We start from the raw sequence: 23,467 nt of genomic DNA, 5'->3' as shown, positions 1-23,467 counted from the left end.
CGCATTAGGGTGTTTTCGCCGGCTACCGAACCGCCCGAGGAGCATCCGATGACCGACCCCGAACGGGGGGAATCGCGTGTGGGTTCCCAGATCGGCCCGTATCGGCTGCGCCGGTTGCTGGGCAAGGGTGGCATGGGTGAGGTCTACGAAGCCGAGGACACCGTCAGGGACCGAATCGTCGCGCTGAAGCTGTTACCCGAGTCGGCCTCCAACGATCCCGTCTTCCGCAAGCGGCTACGACGCGAAGCACACTCGGCGGGCCGGCTGCAGGAACCTCACGTGGTACCGATCCACGACTACGGCGAGGTCGACGGCCTGCTCTACGTCGACATGCGCATGATTGACGGCACCGATCTGCGCAAGGTGCTCAAGAACTACGGCCCGATGACGCCCGCGCGTGCGGTGGCCATCATCAAGCAGATCGCCTCGGCACTGGACGCCGCGCACGAGAGCGGCATCATGCACCGCGATGTCAAGCCGGAGAACATCATTCTGACCCGCGACGACTTCGCCTATCTGGTCGACTTCGGCATCGCCAACGCCGCCACCGACGAGAAGCTCACCGAATTGGGCACCGCGGTCGGCACGTACGCGTACATGGCGCCGGAACGCTTCACCAACGACGAGGTCACCTATCGCGCGGATATCTATGCGTTGACGTGCGTGCTGCACGAATGCCTCACCGGATCGCAGCCGTTTCCGGGCGACAGCGTCACCGTCGTCATCACCGCACATTTGATGCAGCCCGTGCCCAAACCCAGCCGGCAGCGGCCCGGCATTCCGGCAGCGTTCGACGCGGTGATCGCCCGCGGCATGGCCAAGAAACCCGAAGACCGGTATGCCAGCGCCGGCGATCTCGCGGCAGCAGCGAATGATGCACTGACACAACGAGATCAGGATCAGGCCGCCACCATCCTGCAGCGCAGTGAGGCCGCGGGTACGGCTCCACCACCACCGCCGCCCGTCTGGTATCAGACGCCGCCGCCGACACCGCCGCCCACGCCACCCGGTGCCCATCCGGCCGCATTTCACACGCCGCCGCCGCCCGGGGGTGGCCCGCCGAGCGGGCCGATGTACGCGAGCGGGCCCTCGAGCGGGCCCATGTGGGCCACACCCCCGCCGACAGGGCCCCGGCCGCCGGGTGCACCGCGCAAAGGCACGCCGTGGCTGCCGGTCGCCGCGGCGATCGCCGTGTTCGTCTTGGTGCTCGGTGGGGTCGGGATCTGGTTCCTGGTCAAGCCCGACGACACACCGTCGGCATCGACAACCACGACGACCACGCCGTCACCGACCAGCGAGCGCACCACCAGGCGGACTCCGCGCACGACGACACCTCCACCGAATCCGGGCTCGCCCGACGCCAAGCTGCTCGGGATGCTGCCGCGCGGCTACGACGACGGCGTGTGCCAGCCGGTGCAACCGCCGGCCACCGGCGCGCTGGCCACCGTGGACTGCGGGCCGGCCTCGCCACAGGGCGGACCGGCGAACGCGCGCTACTCGCTGTTCGCCGACCAGCCGGCTCTGGACAAGGCCTTCGACGACTCCGTCGCGGCCAATCAGGAGCTGGCACCGTGTCCGAACGGCGGCGCGGACTCGCCCACCACGTGGCATTACACCGAGACTCCCGACAAGGTCGAGGGCCGCATCGCCTGCGGCGTCTTCAACGGCAACCAGGACATCGCCTGGACCATCAACGACGGTCTGCTGCTGGGGGACGCGCAGGGCGACAACCTCGTCGACCTGCACAACTGGTGGTTGAAATACGCCTGACGGCCCGCCAGGACCGCTTCAAGAATCCTTCAAGGGCGCTGTCGGACTCTGATGTCAGCCCGGGACCACCCGGAACCGACATTCACAGGAGTCACGATGTCAGCTCAGCACCGTTTCACCAAGGCCGACAGCGCTTCCCGCGCGCGCCGGTGGGCCGTCACCGCGGTCGCCACCGCAGCACTGGGACTGGCCGCCGTCGCGGGTGCAGGCACCGCCGCCGCGCTCAGCTCGGAAGATGACATGTTCCTGTCCGAGATCAGCGCCGACGGCATCGCCTACGACACCCCCAAGGCCGCGATCGGCACCGCCCACGATGTGTGCTCGAGGCTCGACGCGGGAGCGGACCCGGTCGACCTCGGTCTGGAGATCCTCGACAACAGCGACTTGACGGTCGAACAGGTCGCGACGTTCGTCGTCGCCTCGGTCGACCACTACTGCCCTCGGCACGTCGTGCTTTTCGGGTGACCTCCCGAGGCTTTCGTCGGCCCCTGGACAGGTGGCGCGCTGTATGTTTCTGTCAACCGCAGCGCAGCGAAAGGATCGAAGAATGTCGACCGCCGGAAGCAACAGGGTCTTCGTCGTCGGTGTCGGAATGACGAAGTTCGAGAAGCCGGGCCGCCGTGAGGGATGGGACTACCCCCAGATGGCCAAGGAGTCGGGCACCAAGGCGCTCGACGATGCCGGCATCGACTACTCCGAAGTCCAGCAGGGGTTCGTCGGCTACGTCGCCGGCGATTCGACGTCGGGCAACCGGGCGCTCTACGAACTCGGCCTCACAGGCATTCCGATCGCGAATGTCAACAACAACTGCTCGACCGGGTCCACGGCGCTCTTCCTTGCCGCGCAGACGATCCGCGGCGGGCTCGCCGACTGCGTCATCGCCCTCGGTTTCGAGAAGATGCAGCCCGGCTCCCTCAAGGGCGGCCACGACGACCGTGAATCCCCAATGGCCAAGCACGTCGCGGCGATGGCCGAGATCGACGAGTTCGGCTTCCCCGTCGCGCCGTGGATGTTCGGCGCCGCGGGCCGCGAGCACATGCGCCAACATGGAAGCACCGCAGAGCATTTCGCGAAGATCGGGTACAAGAACCACAAGCATTCGGTGAACAATCCGTACGCGCAGTTCCAGCAGGAGTACACCCTCGACGACATTCTGGCCGCGAAGATGATCTCCGACCCGCTGACCAAGCTGCAGTGCTCGCCCACCTCGGACGGCTCGGGTGCGGCGATCGTGGCAAGTGAGGACTTCGTCGACAGGCACGGCCTGGCGAGCCAAGCGGTGGAGATCGTCGGCCAGGCGATGACCACCGACTTCGAGTCCAGCTTCGACGGCAGCGCCAAGAACCTCATCGGCTACGACATGAATGTCAAAGCCGCGCAGCAGGTTTACGACCAGTCCGGTTTGGGTCCGGCCGATTTCCAGGTGATCGAGCTGCACGACTGCTTCTCGGCCAACGAGCTACTGCTCTACGAGGCGCTCGGGCTGTGCAGCGAGGGCGAGGCCCCCAAGCTCATCGACAACAACGACACCACCTACGGCGGGCGTTGGGTGGTCAATCCCTCCGGCGGACTGATCTCCAAGGGGCACCCCCTCGGTGCGACGGGTCTTGCTCAGTGCGCGGAGCTGACGTGGCAGTTGCGCGGGACGGCCGACAAGCGCCAGGTCGAGAACGTCACCGCCGCCCTGCAGCACAACATCGGGCTGGGCGGCGCCGCGGTTGTGACCGCTTACCAGCGCGCTGAGCGCTGATAGGGGATCATGGAGGGCATGCGCACCACAGGGATCCTCGCCGGAGTCGCCACCGTCGTGTGCGCGACGATCGCACTGCCCGCGGGCGTCGCATCGGCCGACGACCAGGAGTCGGCCCAGGAGGTCATCAGCAAGCTGCAGGACCAGGGCTACAACGTGACCATCGACAAGATCGGCACGGCCCCGCTGTCCGACTGCGTGGTCACCAGCGTGCGAAACCCCCAGGAATTCACCCAGCTGGTCCCGCTGCTCGGCGGTAACCAGGACGGAGTGCTGTTCCCCGTGACCATCAGCAAGCCGATCTCGGTGTCGCTGGACTGCAGCGGTCGGTAGAGACTTCGGTGTGGTCGATCGCAATCGCGGTCGACCACACCGAATCCACCGCATCAGCGTGAGCAGTCCGCGGTGACGGTGATCGTGCGCTGGGCCACCACCTGAATCAGATCGTCGCCGCGTCGCACCAATTCCGTTCGCTCACGGGCATTTCCGACATCGGTGATGACGCATTCGTCGAGGGGCGCACTCCCGATCCGGTTGACCTTGACGTCGAAGCCTTGCGCCTCGAGTGTGGCGATGGTCAACTCCGCCGAGTCGGCCGCCGACGCGACGGCCGCAGGCGCGATGATCGCACCGCATGCCATCGCGGCCAGCCCGACCATTGTCAACAGTATTGCGCGCATGCCGCGCTCCCTTCGTGACCCGAAGACCCCGGTGGTCTTTCAGGTGGTACGACGGGACAGCCGCGACGAAGGTTCAACACAATCCGGTGAAGCGACGATGTGAACGCGGTCGCCGAATGGTTCGCTCACACCTCGAAGGCGTGATGCGTGACGCCGAACTGCTCCACCAGCAGCCGGAACCTAAGCGGTGACCGGCTCCAGTGCACGCGCATCGAGGGCGACGATCGGATCCGTCGCGACGAACTCCGAGTACAGCAGCGGCATCGACGCGTCCACGGCGAACGTCGCCACCCCGCCCGCGTAGTCGGCCACGTAGAGCAGGCCACCGTGCGAATCCACCGCGACGCAGGACGGTCGGCCGTCGACGGTGATGGTGTCGACGATCTGCAGGGTCAGCGTGCACAGCACCGCGACGTGGTCATAGTCGACGATGTAGGCCCGGCTCTTGTCCTCGCCCATCGCGAGCTGCGTTGGGGCGCCACCGATCTCGATCACATCGGTGACAAGTCCCGAGGAGGACTCGATCACGTGGACCACCCCGCCGCGGGTCCGGTCCGAGCTGAGAACGAACGCCGCGCCGTCGGCGAGCGCGATGTCGCGAATCGGCGCACCGATCCGCACGGCGCCGCCGACACGCCCGGTCTCCAGTTCGACGGTGAGGACCGCGCTGCCACGCGCATCGGTGGTCGCGACGTAGAGCTTGGTCCCCGTCGGGTCGACGGCGAGGGCATCGATGCCGATGCCGGCGCCCGTTGCGATGTCGATGGTGCCCACGCGGTCCGCGGGGATGTCGATCACCGCGACGTCGATGTGCCCGTCACCGGTGCGGCCGGCATAGACGCGCTTGCCGTCCGGGCTCACGACCAGCGCCGTGACGTTGTATGCCAGGGGGTACGACGCAATCACCGAATTGGTGGCGGTGTCGAGAACGGTCACCTCGTCCTTGTGGGTCCAGGACGACGTGCTCACGTACGCGCGGTCGTCGTGGACTGCCACCGCGAACGGCTCGCCGGGAACCGCGACGATCGCTTCGGCGGCCAGGGTGCGGGCATTGAGCACCGCGACGCTGTCGTCGCCCGGGTGCGTCACCACGGTCGTGCCGGTGCCGGTTGCGGCGATATCGCCGATGGGCCCCCGGTTCAGCTTTACCGCACCCAAAGCTGTGGGCGCATGTTCAGGCATCAAAAAGTCAACCATCTAAATCGGTACCTCCGCCGGCATCGCCTGCACCGGCCCTAGATTCCAAGTCGTAACGCGCCGAAGCGGCGCGATCTGAACCGAGTCTAGCGACGAAATCCGGCCTCCCACGGCCGCGCCGAAATCGACGCCTGAGACAACCTGTGAACCTCTCAGACACCGCTTAGAAAATTGCGCGTTACCCGATTGTTACCAAATTCCGGGGCCCGAAAGACAGCCTATGACCTGTGTAAATGTCGCTGGCGCAAGACTTTCCGAATAATGTGGTCGATCGCATGCATAACGGTTTCTTACCTTTGTACGGTCAAAGTGAGCGGTAAATCACAAGGCGACACGCAGCAAATTTGCACCACGGGCCACGGCGGTCACACAAACCCGATGCGCCTTAGCCCACCAGCCGCAGCGTGGGCCTGCGGGGCGGCGTCGGCGGGTTCACGCGGACCAGGGGAATCAGCTCCTCGGGATCACACAGTGCCAGGACCCTCGACACGGCGGCACCGGGTAGCACGCGCCAGGGCACACCTGCCCGCAGCAGCCGGGCGTTGAGGGCGTGAAGGGCGGCGACCCCGTCGAAGGCGAAGAAGAAGATGCCCGACAGATCCAGCGTCACGTGTTGTGCGTCCGCGATCGCCTCGGTGACGACGGCCGCGAACTCCTTGGCGTTGGCGGCGTCGACTTCACCGGTCACCGAGACAACGAGGTGGCCAGGTGCACCGATTGCACTCGTGCTGGAGGCGACGGACAGCGCGCGCCTGGTCTGAAGTGACGGGCGTGGGATCGCCGCGACGGACATTTCTGGATTCCCGACCGCGTCCGGATTACCGCTGCCTGGCTCCGCGCTCGGCGCAGATACCGGGTGGGGCGCCCGCGACGCCCGGGAAGTTTCCGCCCATGCCTGCGCTCGCTTTCTGCGATGGAAGTCAGCGATGCGTCCTGTACCCGCCTCGTCGGCCGGTCAAACACGAATCAGGCAGAAGTGGCGAAAGGCTCTTGAGAGGCGAGCGGGCAATCGTCGAACTCGAGCTGCACGCGGGTGCCCGACGCCGTGCTGTCGATGGTGGCCCGATCGGACAGGGCGCGCATCAACTCGATGCCGCGACCGCGGGTGTTCGGCTTGCCGTCGGGTTCTTTCTCCAGCCAGGCTCCGTGGTCGGAGATGGTGGCGACCAGACGCCGATCCCCGGCATCGTAACGAGCCGTCACCGACATGGTTCCGGCTCGTCCAGCCTGGACATATGCGAATTCAGCGGCGTTGGTCAGAGCTTCGTTCACAGCCAGCAAGATGTCGCTGAGGCGGTCGGCGTCGAGTGCGAAATGGGTCCCCAGCCAATGCTTGAAGGCACCGCGGAACTCGGCAACGGTGTGCGCGTCTGCGGGGCCGTTGCTCGAGAAGCCAAGTTCTGACGGAGCGTTCATGGTCCTGTCTGATTACCCCGTCCGGTCCGAGCTCACGCAGTGAGGTTGTCGAGCGCCGCGTCCAACGAGGAGAACAGGTCGATGAGATCGGCGATCCCCGTGATCTTCAAGGGCCGGCTGGTGGCCGAACCGTCCGCGACGACGGCGAACCGCGTCGCGGTGCCATCGGTCTGGTTGTGGGTCTCCATCAGCACCTGCATACCCGCGGACCCCAGGAAATCGACGCTGGTCAAGTCGACGATCAAGCCCACCGGATCCTTTCCCAACGCCGCCTGCACGGCGTCGCGCAGTTGCGGCGCCGTGAGCATGTCGAGATCACCGGAGGCGGCGACGACAGCGACGCGTCCCACCCAGTTCTCGGTGCAAAGTTGTCCGTCCAAGCCTCACCTCTTGTTTGGCAACCACCGTAGCGGTCATATCCGATCCCCGAGGCTGCAGTCTTAACCCGCCACAGGGTAGCGACTCGAGGGGACCGATGTACAAAGGGGACCCGTCCGCGCAGGTCATCAGCTCAAAAGCTCGATTGTGGCCTACTCCGGTGGGTGTGCTGCGTCCACCAGTTGCGCCGCGATCAGATGCAACGCAGTGTTCTTCTCCTGGGAGAGCCTGACCAGGAGGTCGAACGCAGCGGACGCATCGACGCCGAAGCGCTCCATGATCATGCCTTTGGCCTGACCGATGATGTCGCGCGATGCGAGAGCGGTGTGGAACTGGTCGTCACGGCGCGCGGTCGCCAGACCGATCGCTGCGTGCGCCGCCACCGCCAGCGCCAGGTCCTCGAGGTGGGGTGTGAACGCGCGGGCGCGGTCTGAGTAGAGGTTGAGCGCGCCGATCTCCGAATCGTGCGTGTAGAGCTGGATGGACAAGCTGGACCGCACCGGGGTTGTTCCGAGGGCGCGTCCGATGAACTCGAGCCACCGGTCCTCGGTTTCGAAGTCGTCGATCCGCACCGTCACGTGCTCGTGGATGGCATCGATGCAGGGGCCCTGCTGGAGTTCCTCCTGCACGTTGTCGAGGTTCTTGGGCACCGGGCCCGTGGCCGCGACCGAGCGCACACGCCGGCTTTTGGGATCCACCAGCGAAATTCCCGCGTGGTGCACATTCGGCAGGATGCGCACCGCCGTCGCGGTCACCTCGTCGACCAGATTGTCGACGTCAATGTCCGCGCTCTTCTGGCTGTGCAGGCTGCGTGCCAACCGTGCGATCTCGTCGTGGAGACCCCCGTGCGTGTCCGTCATGTCTCACCCCACACAATCGGTTCCCGGCCATCGTATGACCGAACCCTGTCAGGGGCGGGCGCCTCCGAGGATGCGCACCAGGTCGGGCTTCATCGCTTGAAGCTGTGAACCCCAGTACGCCCACGTGTGCGTCCCGTCGGTTGGGAAGTTGAACACCGCGTTTCGTCCGCCGGCCGCCAGGTACTTGCGCTGGAACTCTTTGTTCGTCGACAGCGTGATGTTCTCGAGGAACTGCGCGCTGTACTGCGCACCGAAGTTCGCGCCGTCGTCGAGTTCAGAGGTCGCGCCGTTTCCGCAGTAAACCCACAGCGCGGTGTTGTTGGCGACCAGCGTGTTGACGTTGACCATCGGATCGTTGCGGCGCCACGCCGGGTCCGACGTCGGCCCCCACATGTGGGCTGCGCTGTAACCGCCCGCATCTTTCATCGAGAAGCCGATCAGAGTGGGCCACAGACCGTTTGACGGGTTGAGGTAGCCCGACAGTGAGCCGGCGAAGATGAATTGTCGCGGATGCCATACCGCCAGAGTCAGCGCCGCGCTACCCGACATCGAAAGGCCCACAACGGCGTTGCCGATCGGCGCCTGCCCCCGGTTGGCCGCCAACCACGCGGGTAGTTCCTGGGTCAGGAAGGTCTCCCATTTGTAGGTCACGGTGCCCGCGCTTCCCGCCGCGGGCTGATACCAGTCGGTGTAGAAGCTGGACTGTCCGCCCACCGGCATGACGACCGAGACACCGGACTCGTAGAACCATTCGAACGCACCGGTGTTGATGTCCCAGCCGTTGGCATCTTCCTGTGCGCGGAGTCCGTCGAGCAGGTACACCGAATGCGGGCCGCCGCCCTGGAACTGCACCCGGATGTTGCGGCCCATCGACGGGGACGGCACCTCGAGCGTCTCCACCGGCAACCCGTCACGCGAATACGCAGCGGCCGTCGGCGTTTGGATTCCAGCCCAGACAACCAGCATCGCGAACAGCGCAGCCCCGAGTCTGCCCACAGACGATTTCACGCCGGGAAGCTAGCAACTCAGCATCGACATGCTCGGCGTGCCACGCACCGCTTGACCAGCTTGTTACCAAACCTCAGCCATTGCGTCGGCGGCGGATCAACAGCCCAGTTCGCTGACCGAGAGGCTGACGATGTCCACTGCGGCGGCAACGGAGACGCCCAGGTCCTCGCGCACCATCAGCATCGAGTCGGCAGCGGGCACACCGCGCGCCGCGTTGGCGCAGACCTTGTTGCCCGCTGCGATGAGTTGGTCCGCGGACAGGAAGACGTACTGCTCTTGGAGCTTGCGCACAAACTCCGCCTGATCGGCCGCTGCGGGCGCGGCGAAGACGACTGCGGCGGCGGTGGCGCCGATCAGAAGGCCGATGAGGCGTCGCACGAGATTCCCTCCGGATGGTCATTTGTGTCCGCGGCGCAGTCGGAATCGGCAGACGCCCAAGAGCGCGAAACCCCGACACGCCCGCGTCCTGGATGGCACTCCATCCACATTGACGGATGCGTCATAACGTACCCGTTGTTAGGCCGACGAACCATTTACGCCATCGATAGATCACGGTTCGATAACGGCTTGATCAAGTGATCGCCGTCTCAGACCCGGGCATCCGCGCAGGTAACTCCCCGCGCACGGGCGCACCCCGGCGGTGTGCGTGACCAGTCGAAACTTGCCTGTCATTTTTTGCTGGCATACGGTCATAACGCCGATGACGTAACTGATGTGATTCGATGATTTTGTTCGGTGGTGACAACGCAAGTGACCATTCGCGACCGGGACCCAGTCCCGGCCCAGCGGGCAGCTGGTCTGAAAGCGCCAGCAGTGCAGCCCGATTCGTGGACGAACCATCTCCGCTCGCCGAATGAGGGCGATGCCATCGCGATGCATCGTCTCGTGGCCGAGACCAAAGTGCTCGATCTGAACTCCACGTACACGTACCTGTTGATGGCCACAGACTTTGCCAGTACCTCCATCGTCGCGGAGAAGGACGACGAGATCTGCGGCCTGATCACTGGCTACCATCCGCCGGAACGCCCCGAGATCCTCTTCGTCTGGCAGGTGGCCGTCTCGGCGTCAGCGCGCGGAACTGGCTTGGCCAGCGCGATGCTCGACGGCCTTGTTGACCGTGTTCGCGCCAATCGCCGAGGTCATCCCGTCACCGTGGAGGCCACGGTCGCACCGAGCAATTCGGCTTCGCGCGCGTTCTTCGGCGCGTTCGCTCGGCGACACGGGGTGCCGCTCATCGAGGAGCCCCGGTTCACCGCCGCACACCTGGCCGCCGATCAATCCCACGAGGACGAGCCGATTCTCCGAATCGGACCCATCACCACACCTTTGGCCGACTGACCCCTCAGAAAGGACACATGTCTACGCCAGCAACTCTCCCCCGTCCCGACGAATCAGACCTTCCCGAGGTCTATAGCTCCGTCGAATCGGAAGTGCGCAGTTACTGCCGCGGGTGGCCGACCACCATGGCCGTGGCCCAGGGATCGTGGCTGACCGACACCTCCGGTCGGCGCTACCTCGACTTCTTCGCGGGAGCAGGCGCCCTGAACTACGGCCACAACAACTCGGAGCTGAAGCGGCCGTTGATCGAATACCTGACCAACGACAACATCGTGCACTCGCTCGATATGGCGACGGCTGCCAAGACGGAGTTCCTGCAGAATTTCGAGCAGCTCATCCTCAAACCCCGCGATCTCGACTACAAGGTGCAGTTCCCCGGGCCGACCGGCGCGAACGCCGTCGAGGCAGCGCTCAAGCTGGCCCGCAAAGTCACCGGTCGCGAGTCGATCATCAACTTCACCAACGCATTTCACGGCATGACCCTGGGCGCGTTGTCGGTCACCGGTAACTCGATGAAGCGGGCCGGCGCCGGTATTCCGCTGGTGCACGCCACACCGATGCCTTACGACAACTACTTCGGCGGCGCCACCGAGGACTTTCACTGGTTCGAGCGCGTGCTCGACGACTCGGGCGGCGGGCTCAACCATCCGGCCGCGGTGATCGTCGAAACCGTGCAGGGTGAGGGCGGTCTCAACGTCGCGCGCATGGAGTGGTTGCAGGCGCTCGCCGAGTTGTGCAGCCGCCGCGAGATCCTGTTGATCGTCGACGATGTGCAGATGGGCTGCGGGCGAACCGGCCGGTTCTTCAGCTTCGAGGAGGCCGGCATCGTCCCCGACATCGTCACGCTGTCCAAGTCGATCAGTGGGTACGGCCTTCCCATGGCACTGACCCTGTTCCGCAGGGACCTGGACGTGTGGACGCCCGGCGAACACAACGGCACCTTCCGAGGCCACAACCCGGCATTCGTCACCGCCAGCAAGGCGCTCGAGATCTTCTGGCAGACCGAGACATTCAGCGACGACACGATCGCCAAGGGCCAGCAGATCCGGGACCGGCTGGAAACCATCGCCGGAAAGTATCCGGGCGTCACCGCGCGCGGACGCGGGATGGCGCAGGGACTCAAGTTCGAGGATGCGCCGATGGCATCGGCGGTGTGCCGCGCGGCGTTCGACCGCGGGGTACTCATGGAGACCAGCGGGCCCTCCGACGAGGTCGTCAAACTGCTTCCCCCGCTGACCACTTCCGAGTCGGATCTCGACGCGGGCATCGACATCCTGGCCGATTCGGTGGCCGCCACCCTTTCCTGACCACATCACGCCGAAAGGAGCACGACGTGATCGTGCGCACCACTGACGAGATCACCGGGACCGAACGCGACGTGTCGGCCAAGGACTGGAGGTCCAAGCGCATCATCTTGGCCGGTGACGGCGTCGGTTTCTCCTTCCACGAGACCACGATCAACGCGAACTCCGTCAACGAGTTCCACTACCGCCACCATGTCGAGGCGGTGTGGGTGGTCGAGGGCACCGGCACCCTCACCAACCACGAGACCGGCGAGGAACACCCGCTTGCGCCCGGCACCATGTATCTGCTCGACGGCCATGAACGCCACCGCGTCACGTGCCATACTCAGCTGCGGATGCTGTGTGTATTCAACCCTCCCGTGACCGGTCAAGAGGTCCACGACGAGACCGGTGCCTACCCTCCTCCGGCGGTGCAAGCAAGTTGAGCGACAACAGGTTTACCGACACCAGGGACCGATATCCCACTCGGCTGGCGGAACCGAGTGATCCGATCCCGCGTGCCGAGCCCACGGTGTGGGGCCGGGAGTCGGCCGGTCCGCTGTTCGAGACCGACCTGCAGTCGATCGAGGCCAACGGTTACCTGGTGCAGCGTTCGGCAGTGGACGACAACTGGCTGTCGACATTGCGCGGCGAGCTCGACAACATCGGCGCCAAGGCCGACCCGGAAGATCCGCGGATCATCCGCGAGCCCGGGGGCAGCATCCGGTCGGTGTTCCAGCCTCACCTGTTCAGCGATGTCATCGCCGAGGTGGTCACCCTCGACACCGTTTTGCCCGTGGCCCGTCAACTGCTGGGCAGTGACGTCTACCTGCACCAGGCACGGATCAACCTGATGCCGGGATTCACCGGGACCGGGTTCTACTGGCACTCCGATTTCGAAACCTGGCACGCCGAGGACGGCATGCCCGCCATGCGGGCCGTGTCGTGTTCGATCTCGCTGACCGAGAACTTCCCCTACAACGGCTCCCTGATGGTGATGCCGGGTTCGCACAAGACGTTCTACCCCTGCGTCGGGGCGACCCCGCGCAACAACCACACCTCTTCCCTGGTCAAGCAGGAGATCGGCGTCCCGAGCCGGGCGACGCTCACCGAGGCCGCCGCCCGCTACGGCATCGACCAGATCACCGGGCCCGCCGGCACCGCGCTGTGGTTCGACTCGAACGTGATGCACGGGTCGGGCTCGAACATCACGCCGTTCCCGCGTTCGAACGTCTTCCTGGTCTTCAACTCGGTGGAGAACCAGCTCGTGGCGCCCTACCGAGCCGAGACTCCGAGGCCCGAATATCTGGCTGCCAGGGACAGCCAACCCTTCAGCACCCCGTCACTGGTGCAGTGAGCGTGACGCCGGCCGCCCGGTAGCGGTGGCCGCGTCGCCTCCTCGATGGCGCCACACATCCGGCGTCACCCGTTTGCTCACCTACCTCGTGGCACCTCGGCCCGCCCCAGCTGGTCGCGCAAGCCCCCAGCTCGGAGCGCCGGCCGCCCGCCGCTCTTCGCAAACTGGACAGCGGCGCGACGCTGCTCCATCGACCATCCGACCGAAGCGGCGCGCGCGCTCCTCACGACTCATCAGCGGAAAGTGTCAGCAACCCCGCAGCCCACGCGGGATCTATTTGCCAAACCGCTTGCTTCGCAGGCGCTTGCCTGAAGGACGCCTACGTGCCAGCGAAGGTCTCACAGCGCTTTCATGATCACTTTCAAGCCCTTCAAAGCCGTTTTAGCAGGTAGTTGCCCCGGCATCGGCGGCCCAGCCGGCCGATAGCAGCAATCCGTCTGGGTAGGAAACTTGGGGCGACTTGCCTTCGGTATCGACGCGGGCGTAGGTTGCTATCCGTAACACGCGCGCAAACCAGGGAGGGGCTCATGAAGGGCAGCGCCAAGAAATACGTGACGACCGGGGTGGCACTTGTGGGGGCAGGCGTCATCGCCGCCGGTCCGATCGCACCGGCACCAGCGACCATGCAGGCGGAGAGCCGATCGCACGACGTGGCGCTGATGGCCGCGAACACCAGCGAAATCCAGCGTCAGTTCGAAGCGCAGCAGGCTTTGCTGGAGATATTCGCACCCGGCGCGGTGCTGGAGGACTTCATCGAGGGCACCCTCGCCGCGTTCAACCGGCCGGGCGGGGAAGCCGTCAACGACTACGACCCGGTCACCGGGTTTGAGAGTGTTGGCCGCATCGGCCAGGGATTCGCCGCATCGGCGCTGCGGATCGGGTCCACCGCGCTCGCGCCCCTACGCCTGATCGAACTCGCGCAGGCCATCAGCGAGGGCGACGGCACCGAGGCCTTCGAGGCGTTCGTGAAGAACATCGTCGACGCGCCGCTGTGGGCGATCGACCCCGCGCTGTTCGCCTTGCGTGACGCGCTGCCTGCACCGCTCGGCGGGCCGGACGGGCTGGTCGCAACGATTCGCGACCAGCTGTACAAGCTCACCCTCGAGATCAACGAGGGCTTGCAGGACCCGGGCGCGTTGGTGCAGCGCTTCGTCGACGGAACCATCGAGGCGTTCGAACGGCCCGGACCGGTCGCGTATGTGCCGGTGGACGGACCGATCGATGCGTTCTCTCGCGTGACGCAGGGTGCTATTGCGTCGACATTGCGTCTCGCTGCCGCCACCGTGCTCGGTCCGGTGGGCGTCGTCCAGGTGGCGGCCGCGGTCGCCCAGGGCGACACCGAAGCGGCGCTCGCCGCGGTGGAGAACATCGTCGACGGCCCGCTGTGGGTGGCCGACCCGGCGCTCTACGGACTGCGCGATGCGCTTCCGGCGCCGCTGGGCGGACCGGGCAACCTGGTCGAGAACTTCCGCAACGGAGTGTGGAGCGCGACCGAGCGGATCAACGGCGCGATCGAAGACGTCGTCGTCCGCACTGAAGCCCCGACAGGCCCGGAGGTCACCCCCGGGGTGACGGGCAATCAGCGCATGGCCCTCTCAGCGGATGCACCGGAAGTCTCGCTGCAGACAGCGCCGGAGGCGAAGAATGAAACCGGTCCGAAGCCGGCCTCAGAGCAGCCGAAGCCCGTCAAGCAGGAGAGCCGGCGTCTCACCGGCCTGCTGCCAAAGAACTTGCTCCCGAAGAGGCAGCCGTCGGCTCGCGACCTGGTGAGGAATTCGTTGAACTTCTCCCCTGGCGCCAAGACCGGTACGCAGGCCGCGACGGGTGAAGGCGCGAAAGTGGACGTGGACATCGACGTTTCGAAGAAGACCGATCCGGCGGGCGGCGCGCCGACTGGCACGACACAGGGCACCACACCCGGTGACAACGGCGCCGGCGGCAACGACGGCGGAAACAAGCCGAACTCGGACAACAACAAGTAACACTTCACCCAATCGGCAGCCCCGGGGCGATGACGCGCCGGGGCTGTCGACCGTTTTCACTGAACCAACGGAAACGTCGCTCCGGCTCAATTACTTTGGCTGATGTGGAACCACCCCACAGCTACGTACGGGACACTTCGGCGTCGGTGGTGCACCACGGGGACTACCTCAATCGCGACGTCCACCAGGCGCTCTGCGGTCTCGCGCTCACCAGCGCCACGTTGCTTGGCGATGCCGCGGGCGACGGGGCGATCTGCCCTGAGTGTGAAGCCAAGCTGGCGCAGTACCACGCCGCTTGGTGGCGTGAGCGGGCCCTGGCCGTCGAGGCCGAGCTCGAAGAGCTCCGCGTCAAGTACGGCCAGCTGACCGGACATGCCGAGGAAACGCAGGAGCCCAGCCCCCCACCCACGCAGACAACGGAGAGCCCCACCGCCGAAGAGGAGCCGACGTCCCTGCTGGGGCGCGCGCGAGTCGAGCTTGTAGGACTCTGCAGGCAGTGCGACGGGGTCGTGCCGTATTGGCGGCTGAAAACCACCATGCAGGCGTTCAGCGACGAGCTCAGCCCCGACGACCGTGTCCTGCTCGCCCAGGAGATCGGCGCTGACGGATCGCTGATCCGTTGGTGCACAACGGAAGTCGCAAACCTCGGATGGCAGGTGACCAACAGCCCCGTCCAAGAGGGAGCCGAGGCCATGTGGGACGCCTGGACCCATGACGCGTACCAGACACCCAAGAAGAACAAGTGGCGCCTGGGTCGGTCCCGGTCCCGGGACGCCAGTTGACGTCGGCTCCCCAGAGCAACCTGAGGCCGCTCTATCTCCTGGCGGACAGTCAGCTGCTGTTCTGGAAGCGACACGAGCGCCTGCTGCTCGAGCGAGCGGTTGACGACTTGGCTCGAGACGCACCGCTGAGCGCCGCCTACATCGGCGCGTCAAACGGCGATCGTCGCGCGTTCTACGACATATTCCAAGCGGCGATGGACGCCGTGGGAATCGCCGATATCCACATGGTCGGCTCGTCTTTCGGCCAGGACGACCGCGCCTTTCTCGAGCGAGCCCGCGTGATCGTCCTCGCGGGCGGCGACGTGCGGACCGGCTGGAACGTGTTCGAGAGCACCGGCATGGCGGATGTGATCCGGGCTCGCTATACCCACGGTGCGGTCCTGGTCGGCATTTCGGCAGGCGCGATCCAACTCGGGCGCTACGGAATCGTCGACAGAGCGGAGTCGGTCGCGCCGGCGCTGCTCGACGTGTTCGGGCTCGTCCCCGCTGTCATCGACACGCACGACGAGCATTCGGGCTGGGCCCGGTTGTCAGGAGCGATCGATGCGCTGCAGGGAGCCGCTACCGGGATCGGCGTCCCGTCGGGGGGTGGAATCATCGTGCACGACGACGCCACCTTCGAGCCCCTGCGGCGTCCTGCGCACGAACTCCGTTACCAGGATGCAGGTGTCGTGCACTCCCTGTTGTGCCCCGCTGAAGATTGACCGCTACTTGAAGTAGGGATCGAGCAACGTCGACCAGGCTTGGTCGAGTTGTTCCCACTCGGCTTGGCATCCCGATGCCCGCTCCTCGGGCAGTCCCCCAGTCGTGACCAGGTCCGCGTTGGCCTTGGGGTCAGAGCCGTAGATCCAGCACTCAAGGTTGTACATGCGGGTCTCGTCCAACGAGTGTTCGTCGGCGAGGTCGTCCGCGCTCAGTACCGTCTTCTCCGCACCGGAGGCGCCGAACGCGCGGGCGAAGTCCTTCACGGCCTGAACCGACTCGGGATCGGCGCGCCCGTCCTCACCCGGCGCCAGGAGTACGAACGCCGCAAGTTGGTCCGCGACATCCTCCTCACGCCCGGTGACGGGAAGGTCGTAGATGCTGATCGCCATGTGTCCGACCTCGTGATAGAACGTCGCGTACTCGGAATTGAGCGCCGACGCAGTCGGATCGGCGTCACCCGCCTCGGTGAAGACCCGCTGCGCCCAGTCCGCATCCTCGTAACAAAGGGTGATCGTGTTGTCGTCCGCGCTCCAGAAGGCGTTGGGCTGATCGCACTGCGATCCGCGCAGCGAGATGTCGTGGGGCAACCTGAGCGTCTCGTTGATATCGTTCGCCAGCTCTTCGAGCAATTGACCGTTCTGCATGATGTTGCGCCCATTGGTCGCTTCGGGCGTGGTCGCCATGTCGTAGAAGACGATCATCTCTCCGTCGGCGGGCGCGTCGGGGTCCGGTGCGGGATCGGGGTTCTGCGCAGCCGACGACGCTTGAGCGGTAGGCGATTTCGCGTTCTGGGTCTTCGCCTCCTCACCTCCAGAGCTTCCGCATCCTGCCGCCAGCAATCCCGCGGCAACCAGCGGCAGGACTCGCGACGGCGTCGCCCGACGCACGGGTTCTCGCGATGATTCGTGTGTAGTCAAGCGCGGATCTCCTCTCTCGGCCGTCGAGCGTGGGACGGCTGCGCTGATCGTATGACCGGCGCGTGGGCATTGGCGGCCAGTCGGCCGCAATGCAGGTCAGCCCTCGGTGACCTTCGCCTCGTACTCGGGGCAGAACGCCGCCGTCGCCGCGCCGACGAGCACACCAGCATCATGTGGATCGAGATGCTCTGCGAGCCCGGCGATCTCGCCCTCCAGGGTCGCACCGTTAGCCCAGTCCGTGCACACGCCCTTGCCTGCGGCGATCATGTTGTCGGGAGTGGCACCCGGCCACGTCACACCCGCCTCGTCGAGCACATTGAGGTAGGCGTCTTCGGGGCTGGCGGCCGCCAGCGGCGCGAGGAAAAAGGCGGCGGCTGTTAAACCGGCGAAAATGGTGCCGGCCGATATTGCTTTCATGTCATTTCTTCCGGTCGTCGGGGTGAACACGGCGAATCGTGGCACGGCGAGGCAGACGACGGGGTGATTTCGCTAAATGGCTACTCAGGAAATGGAATTTTTACGCGCAGCCGTTTTCCTCGGGCGACTATCCGCGCCGATACCCGCTGGATAGGGGCCATATCTCGAGCGATCAAGCTGGCCCAACCATACCGGATGGCACGGTCGTGACTGCCACCGCGCTGACATTTTTGGAAGGCCGCGAGTCGCCTGAAATCCCAAGTTCAATTCCACGTATTCGCGCGGCTTTCCGGTGCCACCGGCCGGCGCTTCACGTGAGGTCGGACAATGCGTGGGCGATGGGGATATCGCCGTTGTTGAACTCGACGGTGCGCCCAACGGTGCTGTCGTCCGTCAGGCACGCAGCGGCAACAAGCGCAACGTCTTCACGCGAGACTTCGCCGCCGACGGCATCGGGACCGACGGCGATCCGGCCGGTGGACGACTCCAGGGTGAGGCGGCCCGGACCCAGTATCGTCCACCGCAGACCGCTGGCTCGCAGATGCGCATCGGCAGCGGCCTTGGCCTCGGCGTAGTGAAAGAACGAATTGTCTTTGGGCACACCGTGGTCGGGATTAGCGCCGAAGTACGACACCATGATGAATCGGCGGACCCCGGCACGTTCGGCGGCATCGATGACACGGATGGCGGCGTCGCGGTCCACCGCGTAGGTGCGCGTCGGGTTGCCGCCGCCGGCACCGGCGGCGAACACCACCGCGTCGTGTCCCGCGATGATTTCGGTCAGGGCTTCGACGTCCAGGGCCTCGATATCGCCCACCAGTGGCTGGGCCCCGGTCACCATCACCTCTTCGGAGTGATCCGGGTTGCGGAACACCGAGGTCACCTCGTCTCCACGCTCACTGAGGATCCGGGACAGGTGCAGGGCCACCTTGCCGTGGCCACCGAAGATCAGGACGCGAGCCATACCTCCAACGTAGCCTCTCCGGACATATTCCTTGACAGGAATATGTCATGGGTCCTAGTGTCGAACCGTGCAGTCGACGGTCTTCGGAGCTCTCGCCGAACCAAGCCGCCTGAAGATCGTCGAATTGTTGCGCGCCGGGCCGCTTTCGGTCGGCGAGATCGCCGAGGCACTCGAAATCCGCCAGCCGCAGGTCAGTAAGCACCTTCGGGTGCTGGGTGATTCGGGGATCGTCGCCGGCCAGGCCCTGGCTCGGCGGCGGATCTACCACCTGGAGTCCGCACCGTTCGAGGACATCGGCCGCTGGGCCGAATCCTTCGCACAACTCTGGGAGACCCGCCTCGATTCGCTGGGCAGGTATCTCGAGTCCATCGGTGAACGCTCCGAGGGACGCGCCGATGACTGACCGCTGCACCGCCTGACCGTCTGTCGACACAAGGAGGATTCGCCATGTTGATGCAGATTTTCAAGAAGACCAAGAAGCTGAACCTCGAACGCTCGTACCGGGCCCCGATTGAAACCGTTTGGCAGGCTTGGACTGATCCAGACATGGTGCGGGAGTGGTGGGGTCCCGAGAAGACGTTCGTGCCGGAATGTGAGATCGATCCGGTGGTCGGCGGGAAGATCCACATCGTCATGGAGGCCGGTGAGGCCATGGGCAAGTACCAAGGCACCCGCTGGCCGATGACGGGGACGTTCACCCGCGTCGAAAAACCCTCGCGCCTCACCTATGACGCGCGGTCGTGGACCGAGGGCGAGGAAGACGGATCGACGATCGAGCACGTCAACGACGTCATCCTCACGGAGAAGGACGGGATGACGGTCGTCCGGCTCGACGTCACGATTACCAACATCGGTGCGAAGGCCAAGATGGCCGCGTTCGGCATGAAGTGGGGTTACAAGGCAGCGCTGGACAAGCTCGACAAGTACCTGTCAGGGCGGTGACGGCGCCGCCACGTGGCAGCCTCACACGGTGAAGTGTGATTTGTAGATCTGGCCATGAACGCCGACCGTGCGGTCGACGACCTGGGAGACAACGAAATCCGATGCAGCCGAGAGGTAGGCGTACGCGGTGGCACGATCCATCCCCTTGTCGTTCTGCAGAAAGTCCAGGGCGTTGACAACAGCCCGCCGCATCGCAATGTTCAGATCGCTGCTGTTGCCCCCGACCGCCCCGTCGGGATCGGACAACCCTATTGGCACCCAGGCGGATTCGGTCTCGGCGAACGGATAGTCGTATGCGACCGAAGGCGCGTCACCGGATCCCGGCTTGCAGACTGTCAGGCGGTAGGTGCCCCGCAGCGAGCCCTCCATTGCGGTGAGCGCCACTTCACCGTCACCCATCGCCATGTGCGGATCGCCGACGTAGAACAGGGCACCCTCTGCGAAAACCGGAAGGTAAAGGGTGGAACCCTCACCCAGCAGCCGGATGTCGATATTGCCGCCCGCGACCGTAGGCGGGATCGAATTCGCGGTTGGCGCAGTGACATCGCGGTCTTGGGAGAAGGCGACACCCATCAGGCCCATGAACGGTGACAACGGGAACCGCACCCGCGCGTCACCGTAGGACATGACGCCGTGACCGTCCTCCACGGCGGTGAAGGTGGAGACGTTGCCGTACTCGAGCGGGTTGTCGGTGGGCCTGCGGTCGGTGGCGACGGGCGGCATCACTTCTTCGATGCTGATGCCGTCCGGCGCGGATCCGTCGGCCTTGCGAGCGAGTGCACCTTTACCGTGGCGACTCGAGACCACTCCATACGGCACCCGCGGAATAGCCTGCAGCGTCTCGATTTTCAACACGTCGCCGGGCTGAGCGCCTTCGACGAAGACTGGGCCGGTCACCACATGCGGGCCGTCCTTGTCGAAGTCGCGCGGTGTGCGGTTGTATTCGGACGCGACCGCGATGGCGTCCTGCAGAACATCGGATTCCCTGACGCCCTTGCCGCCGAAGTACTCGACGGGGTTGCGGCCCTGGTCCTCGAGGATGCCTTCGTGGGAGACGGTGTCCACCGTGATCGTCTGCTCCGAGCGCATCCGAATGACCGGCGCGGCATGAACGGTGGGCACATAACCCCAGAGCACTTGATCGGGTGCCGACTGCAGATAGTGGTCGCCGGCGATGTCGCCGTGGTCGGGTTGGAGGATCTCGAAGCGGCCGGGCGTGGCGCCGGTCGCCGCCGGGGTTTCGTCCGTCGCACAGGCGGCCGCGACGGCGGTGATGCCCGCCCCGGCCCCCACCGCTGCCACCGCGCGCACGAAATCGCGTCGGCCGATCCCCCTCGTGAGGGTTTCGGCAGCGGCTTCGGCGAACGACTCATTCATTTAGATAACCTCCGGGTTGTCGGTCGCCCGAAGTTATCCACGCGGTGTTGCGGGGATGTTGCGGTCAGGTTCGAAGCCGTTGACGTCCAGACGCGGGGTGTCGAGCGCCGCTCCCAACTGATCCGAAACGAAACCGGCCGATCCCGAACGGGCTAACGTCACAGAGGTCGGGGCAGAGAAGGAGGTGTCGGATGCGCGGTCAGCGTTTCATCCTCTCGGTGGCGGGCGCGGTTACCGCGGCGACCATTGGGGCGCCGGCCGCCGTCCACGCCGCCCCTCCTCCCCCGAGCCCGGATCAGGCCAGTGCGGAGTGGACGATCACCGACGGTTATCTCGTGAAGCAGATCGGATGCACGCCCGATACACCGGGCGACCCGGTCTCGATCTCATGGGACCCACCGGGCTTCGTCCCGGCCGTCGGCGGGACAGGAATGATTCACGACGCCGATCCCGCCCTCGGCGGACAGTTCTCGGCCCGCTGGATTCCTTCGCCCGGCTTCTGGGACGTCGAGTACCAGTTCTGCTGAACCGTCTCGGCTCGGAACAGTCCCACTGGGATCACCCCTTGCCGCTCGGGGCCTCGGCGTTCGTTTGCGTTTCAATCAGTAGAGTTATGGGCAACCGTCCGCATGACGTGCGAACGCTCGCCGTTCCACGAGATCGATTTGGCTCAAACCGAACTCGCGGGCGGCGTGGCGATGCTTTCATAAGCAAATAACTGCAGCGGCGTCTGCACGACATAGGGGGTCAGCGGCATGCCACCGCCGGACGACGAGGAGCGTTCGACGTCGGTCGTGGTTGTCGGCAATCAGCGAGTCGTCTACGCGGGCATCGAGTCGTGGTTGAGGCGCAGCCACCCGCGCACCGAGATCATCGGCCATTTCACAAGTCCAGCGGGGTTCGCGGCGGCATATCGGACGGCCACTCCGGGACTGGTCGTGTTGTTCGACCTGCCCTGCGACAGCGGTGGACCAGACCTCGATGCGCTCCGCCAGATCTGCGACGCGGGCCATCGCGTCGTCGTCTACACCTGCTCGGTCAACGACGACATCGTCGCCGCCACGCGGGATGCGGGGGCCGTCAGCTGTATCGCCAAACACGAACCCGAACACGTGCTGGCGGCCGCTATCGACGCCGCAAGCAACGGCCACTCGCGCGTGGCCACGAGGTCGGCGCCGACGCTGCACAGCGGGCGGCGCAAGGCCCGGCCACAGCTGACTCACCGAGAGCAGCAGGTGCTGATCGCCTGGTTCCAAACCGAGAACAAGAATGCGGTGGCCGAGCGGTTGTACATCGAGCCCTCCACGGTCGCGACCCACCTGCAAAGGGTGCGGGCGAAGTACGCGGCGGTCGGCCGACCGGCGCCGACCAAGGCGGCTCTGGTGGCCCGCGCGATCCAGGACGACATCCTGTCCGTCGACGATCTCTGAAGTCTTTGCCCTGACAAATGTCATCTGAACAGATGAACTAATAACTTTTTGCTGGCACCTCTATAACGGTTGCGTTAATAATTCCCAATCCGCAGTGCACGGCAGATGCCGGCAAATAATGCGCGGCGGTCGAATCCAGCAACGGGAGGGCACGAACATGAAGAAAGTGATCGCCGCGGCAACGCTGGCGCTGGGAGGGTTGTTCACCCTTGGTGTCGGTATGGCGCACGCCGACGAAGTACAGGTCGAGGGCGCGTACTCGACGCTCGAGGCCTGCAATGTCGACGGCCCGAACGTCGAGATCGCCGAGGGCGACGGCAACTACGGCCACTGGGATTGCCGTCAGGGCGGCGACGGCCTCTGGTACGTCTGGCTGAGCAGCTGATGCCCTCTCAGATCAGCGGTCCGGCGGAGGTGTCGGACCGCTGATGAATTCGGCACGGGTGGCGTTACGGGTCGGGGCCGTCGCCTTCTCGCTCGGTGTAGCGGGTTTGGTGGGCACCTGCGGTATGGGAACGGCGTTCGCCGACGACGGCGGACAGTCGTCCTCGAGTTCGTCGTCGGGGTCTTCCAGCTCATCAGGGTCGACGAGCACGGCATCAGGGACGGCGGGCTCGTCATCGGGGTCGACGAGCACCTCTTCCGAAACGGCGAATTCCTCCTCGTCCACGGATCCGGGTCCGGAGTCGTCGACCGGTTCGCCGACGTCAACAATCTCGGGCACAAAGCCGAGAACGTCTGTCGGCGCGGGGCGGTCGACCATCAAGTCCAGCCCCGACGCCTCCGAGACACGGTCCACGAAAAAGTCGACAACCGAGCGGCAGTCCCCCGATTCGTCGGCCACAAAGTCGACCGAGTCGTCGAGCGGGACCGCCACGGCTGAGACCGCCTCGACGTCAATCGGCGACGTAGGC

At 65.4% G+C, this 23,467-nt stretch carries 29 protein-coding genes; 16 read left to right on the top strand and 13 right to left on the bottom strand.

Translation table 11 applies throughout. The annotated features are described in order from the left end of the window. Positions 1-48 precede the first annotated feature (48 nt). The 4 genes from AU197_RS24970 to AU197_RS24955 all read left to right on the top strand — a co-directional run bounded on the left by AU197_RS24970 (position 49) and on the right by AU197_RS24955 (position 3,853). Positions 49-1,770: a serine/threonine-protein kinase gene (locus AU197_RS24970; protein ID WP_064406764.1), complete on the top strand. Its 1,722-nt coding sequence runs from the start codon at positions 49-51 to the stop codon at positions 1,768-1,770. Between the two features lie 96 nt (positions 1,771-1,866). Next, complete coding sequence (locus tag AU197_RS24965) at positions 1,867-2,235, top strand: DUF732 domain-containing protein (protein WP_064406512.1); 369 nt, start codon at positions 1,867-1,869, stop codon at positions 2,233-2,235. 82 nt (positions 2,236-2,317) lie between these two features. Continuing rightward, the gene (locus AU197_RS24960; protein WP_064406510.1) at positions 2,318-3,520 is read left to right on the top strand and encodes a lipid-transfer protein; all 1,203 of its coding nucleotides are present in this window, start codon (positions 2,318-2,320) and stop codon (positions 3,518-3,520) included. A gap of 18 nt (positions 3,521-3,538) precedes the next feature. Beyond that, positions 3,539-3,853 carry a hypothetical protein gene (locus AU197_RS24955; protein WP_064406763.1) on the top strand — a complete coding sequence of 105 codons (315 nt, stop codon included), beginning with the start codon at positions 3,539-3,541 and terminating at the stop codon, positions 3,851-3,853. A gap of 53 nt (positions 3,854-3,906) precedes the next feature. Here the strand turns inward: AU197_RS24955 and AU197_RS24950 are convergent, their stop codons facing one another. The 8 genes from AU197_RS24950 to AU197_RS24915 form a co-directional block, all read right to left on the bottom strand. Next, positions 3,907-4,200, bottom strand: a complete 294-nt coding sequence (locus AU197_RS24950) for a hypothetical protein (RefSeq protein ID WP_064406509.1) — start codon at positions 4,198-4,200, stop codon at positions 3,907-3,909. 180 nt (positions 4,201-4,380) lie between these two features. Further along, a complete protein-coding gene (locus tag AU197_RS24945; RefSeq protein WP_231745186.1) occupies positions 4,381-5,382 on the bottom strand; it encodes an MmpL3/TtfA transport complex stabilizer in 1,002 nt (333 codons plus the stop codon). Between the two features lie 400 nt (positions 5,383-5,782). Further along, on the bottom strand, positions 5,783-6,190 hold the full coding sequence (locus AU197_RS24940; protein ID WP_064406506.1) for an STAS domain-containing protein: 408 nt from the start codon (positions 6,188-6,190) through the stop codon (positions 5,783-5,785). Between the two features lie 173 nt (positions 6,191-6,363). Next, positions 6,364-6,813, bottom strand: a complete 450-nt coding sequence (locus tag AU197_RS24935) for an ATP-binding protein (protein ID WP_064406504.1) — start codon at positions 6,811-6,813, stop codon at positions 6,364-6,366. Between the two features lie 32 nt (positions 6,814-6,845). Then, on the bottom strand, positions 6,846-7,193 hold the full coding sequence (locus tag AU197_RS24930; RefSeq protein WP_064406502.1) for an STAS domain-containing protein: 348 nt from the start codon (positions 7,191-7,193) through the stop codon (positions 6,846-6,848). A 150-nt stretch (positions 7,194-7,343) separates the two neighbouring features. Further along, complete coding sequence (locus tag AU197_RS24925; RefSeq protein WP_082696845.1) at positions 7,344-8,051, bottom strand: GAF and ANTAR domain-containing protein; 708 nt, start codon at positions 8,049-8,051, stop codon at positions 7,344-7,346. Between the two features lie 48 nt (positions 8,052-8,099). Continuing rightward, a complete protein-coding gene (locus AU197_RS24920; protein ID WP_064406761.1) occupies positions 8,100-9,017 on the bottom strand; it encodes an esterase family protein in 918 nt (305 codons plus the stop codon). Positions 9,018-9,155: 138 nt separating this feature from the next. Then, the gene (locus AU197_RS24915) at positions 9,156-9,437 is read right to left on the bottom strand and encodes a DUF732 domain-containing protein (protein WP_064406500.1); all 282 of its coding nucleotides are present in this window, start codon (positions 9,435-9,437) and stop codon (positions 9,156-9,158) included. Positions 9,438-9,857: 420 nt separating this feature from the next. Between AU197_RS24915 and ectA the strand changes: the two genes are divergently transcribed. The 7 genes from ectA (at position 9,858) to AU197_RS24880 (ending at position 16,505) form a co-directional block, all read left to right on the top strand. Then, entirely contained in the window at positions 9,858-10,397 is a 540-nt protein-coding gene (ectA, locus tag AU197_RS24910) for a diaminobutyrate acetyltransferase (RefSeq protein WP_064406760.1), read from the top strand. A 17-nt stretch (positions 10,398-10,414) separates the two neighbouring features. Beyond that, the gene (ectB, locus tag AU197_RS24905; protein WP_064406498.1) at positions 10,415-11,704 is read left to right on the top strand and encodes a diaminobutyrate--2-oxoglutarate transaminase; all 1,290 of its coding nucleotides are present in this window, start codon (positions 10,415-10,417) and stop codon (positions 11,702-11,704) included. A gap of 26 nt (positions 11,705-11,730) precedes the next feature. Beyond that, positions 11,731-12,126, top strand: a complete 396-nt coding sequence (locus tag AU197_RS24900) for an ectoine synthase (RefSeq protein WP_064406496.1) — start codon at positions 11,731-11,733, stop codon at positions 12,124-12,126. Further along, positions 12,123-13,037 (top strand): ectoine hydroxylase, encoded by a 915-nt coding sequence (thpD, locus tag AU197_RS24895; protein ID WP_064406493.1) that lies wholly within the window; start codon positions 12,123-12,125, stop codon positions 13,035-13,037. Before AU197_RS24900 ends, thpD begins: the two co-directional genes overlap by 4 nt. A gap of 527 nt (positions 13,038-13,564) precedes the next feature. Next, positions 13,565-15,019, top strand: a complete 1,455-nt coding sequence (locus AU197_RS24890) for a hypothetical protein (RefSeq protein WP_064406491.1) — start codon at positions 13,565-13,567, stop codon at positions 15,017-15,019. A gap of 104 nt (positions 15,020-15,123) precedes the next feature. Beyond that, on the top strand, positions 15,124-15,801 hold the full coding sequence (locus tag AU197_RS24885; RefSeq protein WP_231745185.1) for a hypothetical protein: 678 nt from the start codon (positions 15,124-15,126) through the stop codon (positions 15,799-15,801). After that, a complete protein-coding gene (locus tag AU197_RS24880) occupies positions 15,798-16,505 on the top strand; it encodes a Type 1 glutamine amidotransferase-like domain-containing protein (protein WP_064406489.1) in 708 nt (235 codons plus the stop codon). Before AU197_RS24885 ends, AU197_RS24880 begins: the two co-directional genes overlap by 4 nt. Positions 16,506-16,508: 3 nt before the next feature. On the opposite strand, the gene AU197_RS24875 is transcribed toward AU197_RS24880, so the two are convergent. From AU197_RS24875 to AU197_RS24865, 3 genes are all read right to left on the bottom strand, one after another. Beyond that, complete coding sequence (locus tag AU197_RS24875; RefSeq protein ID WP_082696844.1) at positions 16,509-17,393, bottom strand: DUF4344 domain-containing metallopeptidase; 885 nt, start codon at positions 17,391-17,393, stop codon at positions 16,509-16,511. Positions 17,394-17,519: 126 nt separating this feature from the next. Continuing rightward, positions 17,520-17,840, bottom strand: a complete 321-nt coding sequence (locus AU197_RS24870; RefSeq protein ID WP_064406757.1) for a DUF732 domain-containing protein — start codon at positions 17,838-17,840, stop codon at positions 17,520-17,522. Positions 17,841-18,150: 310 nt separating this feature from the next. Beyond that, on the bottom strand, positions 18,151-18,804 hold the full coding sequence (locus AU197_RS24865; RefSeq protein WP_064406487.1) for an SDR family oxidoreductase: 654 nt from the start codon (positions 18,802-18,804) through the stop codon (positions 18,151-18,153). Between the two features lie 67 nt (positions 18,805-18,871). Between AU197_RS24865 and AU197_RS24860 the strand changes: the two genes are divergently transcribed. Continuing rightward, positions 18,872-19,207, top strand: coding sequence for an ArsR/SmtB family transcription factor (locus tag AU197_RS24860; protein ID WP_064406486.1), 336 nt, complete (start codon positions 18,872-18,874; stop codon positions 19,205-19,207). 44 nt (positions 19,208-19,251) lie between these two features. After that, complete coding sequence (locus tag AU197_RS24855; RefSeq protein ID WP_064406484.1) at positions 19,252-19,746, top strand: SRPBCC family protein; 495 nt, start codon at positions 19,252-19,254, stop codon at positions 19,744-19,746. A 21-nt stretch (positions 19,747-19,767) separates the two neighbouring features. On the opposite strand, the gene AU197_RS24850 is transcribed toward AU197_RS24855, so the two are convergent. Next, positions 19,768-21,123: an acetamidase/formamidase family protein gene (locus AU197_RS24850; RefSeq protein WP_064406483.1), complete on the bottom strand. Its 1,356-nt coding sequence runs from the start codon at positions 21,121-21,123 to the stop codon at positions 19,768-19,770. Between the two features lie 191 nt (positions 21,124-21,314). On the opposite strand from AU197_RS24850, the gene AU197_RS24845 reads away from it, so the two are divergent. The 3 genes from AU197_RS24845 to AU197_RS24835 all read left to right on the top strand — a co-directional run bounded on the left by AU197_RS24845 (position 21,315) and on the right by AU197_RS24835 (position 22,938). Further along, entirely contained in the window at positions 21,315-21,650 is a 336-nt protein-coding gene (locus AU197_RS24845; protein WP_064406481.1) for a hypothetical protein, read from the top strand. 228 nt (positions 21,651-21,878) lie between these two features. Next, on the top strand, positions 21,879-22,553 hold the full coding sequence (locus AU197_RS24840) for a LuxR C-terminal-related transcriptional regulator (RefSeq protein WP_064406478.1): 675 nt from the start codon (positions 21,879-21,881) through the stop codon (positions 22,551-22,553). A 157-nt stretch (positions 22,554-22,710) separates the two neighbouring features. Beyond that, positions 22,711-22,938, top strand: coding sequence for a hypothetical protein (locus AU197_RS24835; RefSeq protein WP_064406476.1), 228 nt, complete (start codon positions 22,711-22,713; stop codon positions 22,936-22,938). 12 nt (positions 22,939-22,950) lie between these two features. On the opposite strand, the gene AU197_RS24830 is transcribed toward AU197_RS24835, so the two are convergent. After that, on the bottom strand, positions 22,951-23,430 hold the full coding sequence (locus AU197_RS24830; RefSeq protein ID WP_064406475.1) for a hypothetical protein: 480 nt from the start codon (positions 23,428-23,430) through the stop codon (positions 22,951-22,953). Between the last annotated feature and the right edge of the window lie 37 nt (positions 23,431-23,467).

The sequence above is a fragment of the Mycobacterium sp. IS-1590 genome (assembly GCF_001500025.1).
In the GTDB taxonomy this organism is placed as follows: Bacteria; Actinomycetota; Actinomycetes; order Mycobacteriales; family Mycobacteriaceae; genus Mycobacterium.
Note: the sequence above shows the minus strand (reverse complement) of the source record. Positions and strands in the feature narration are given on the sequence as shown.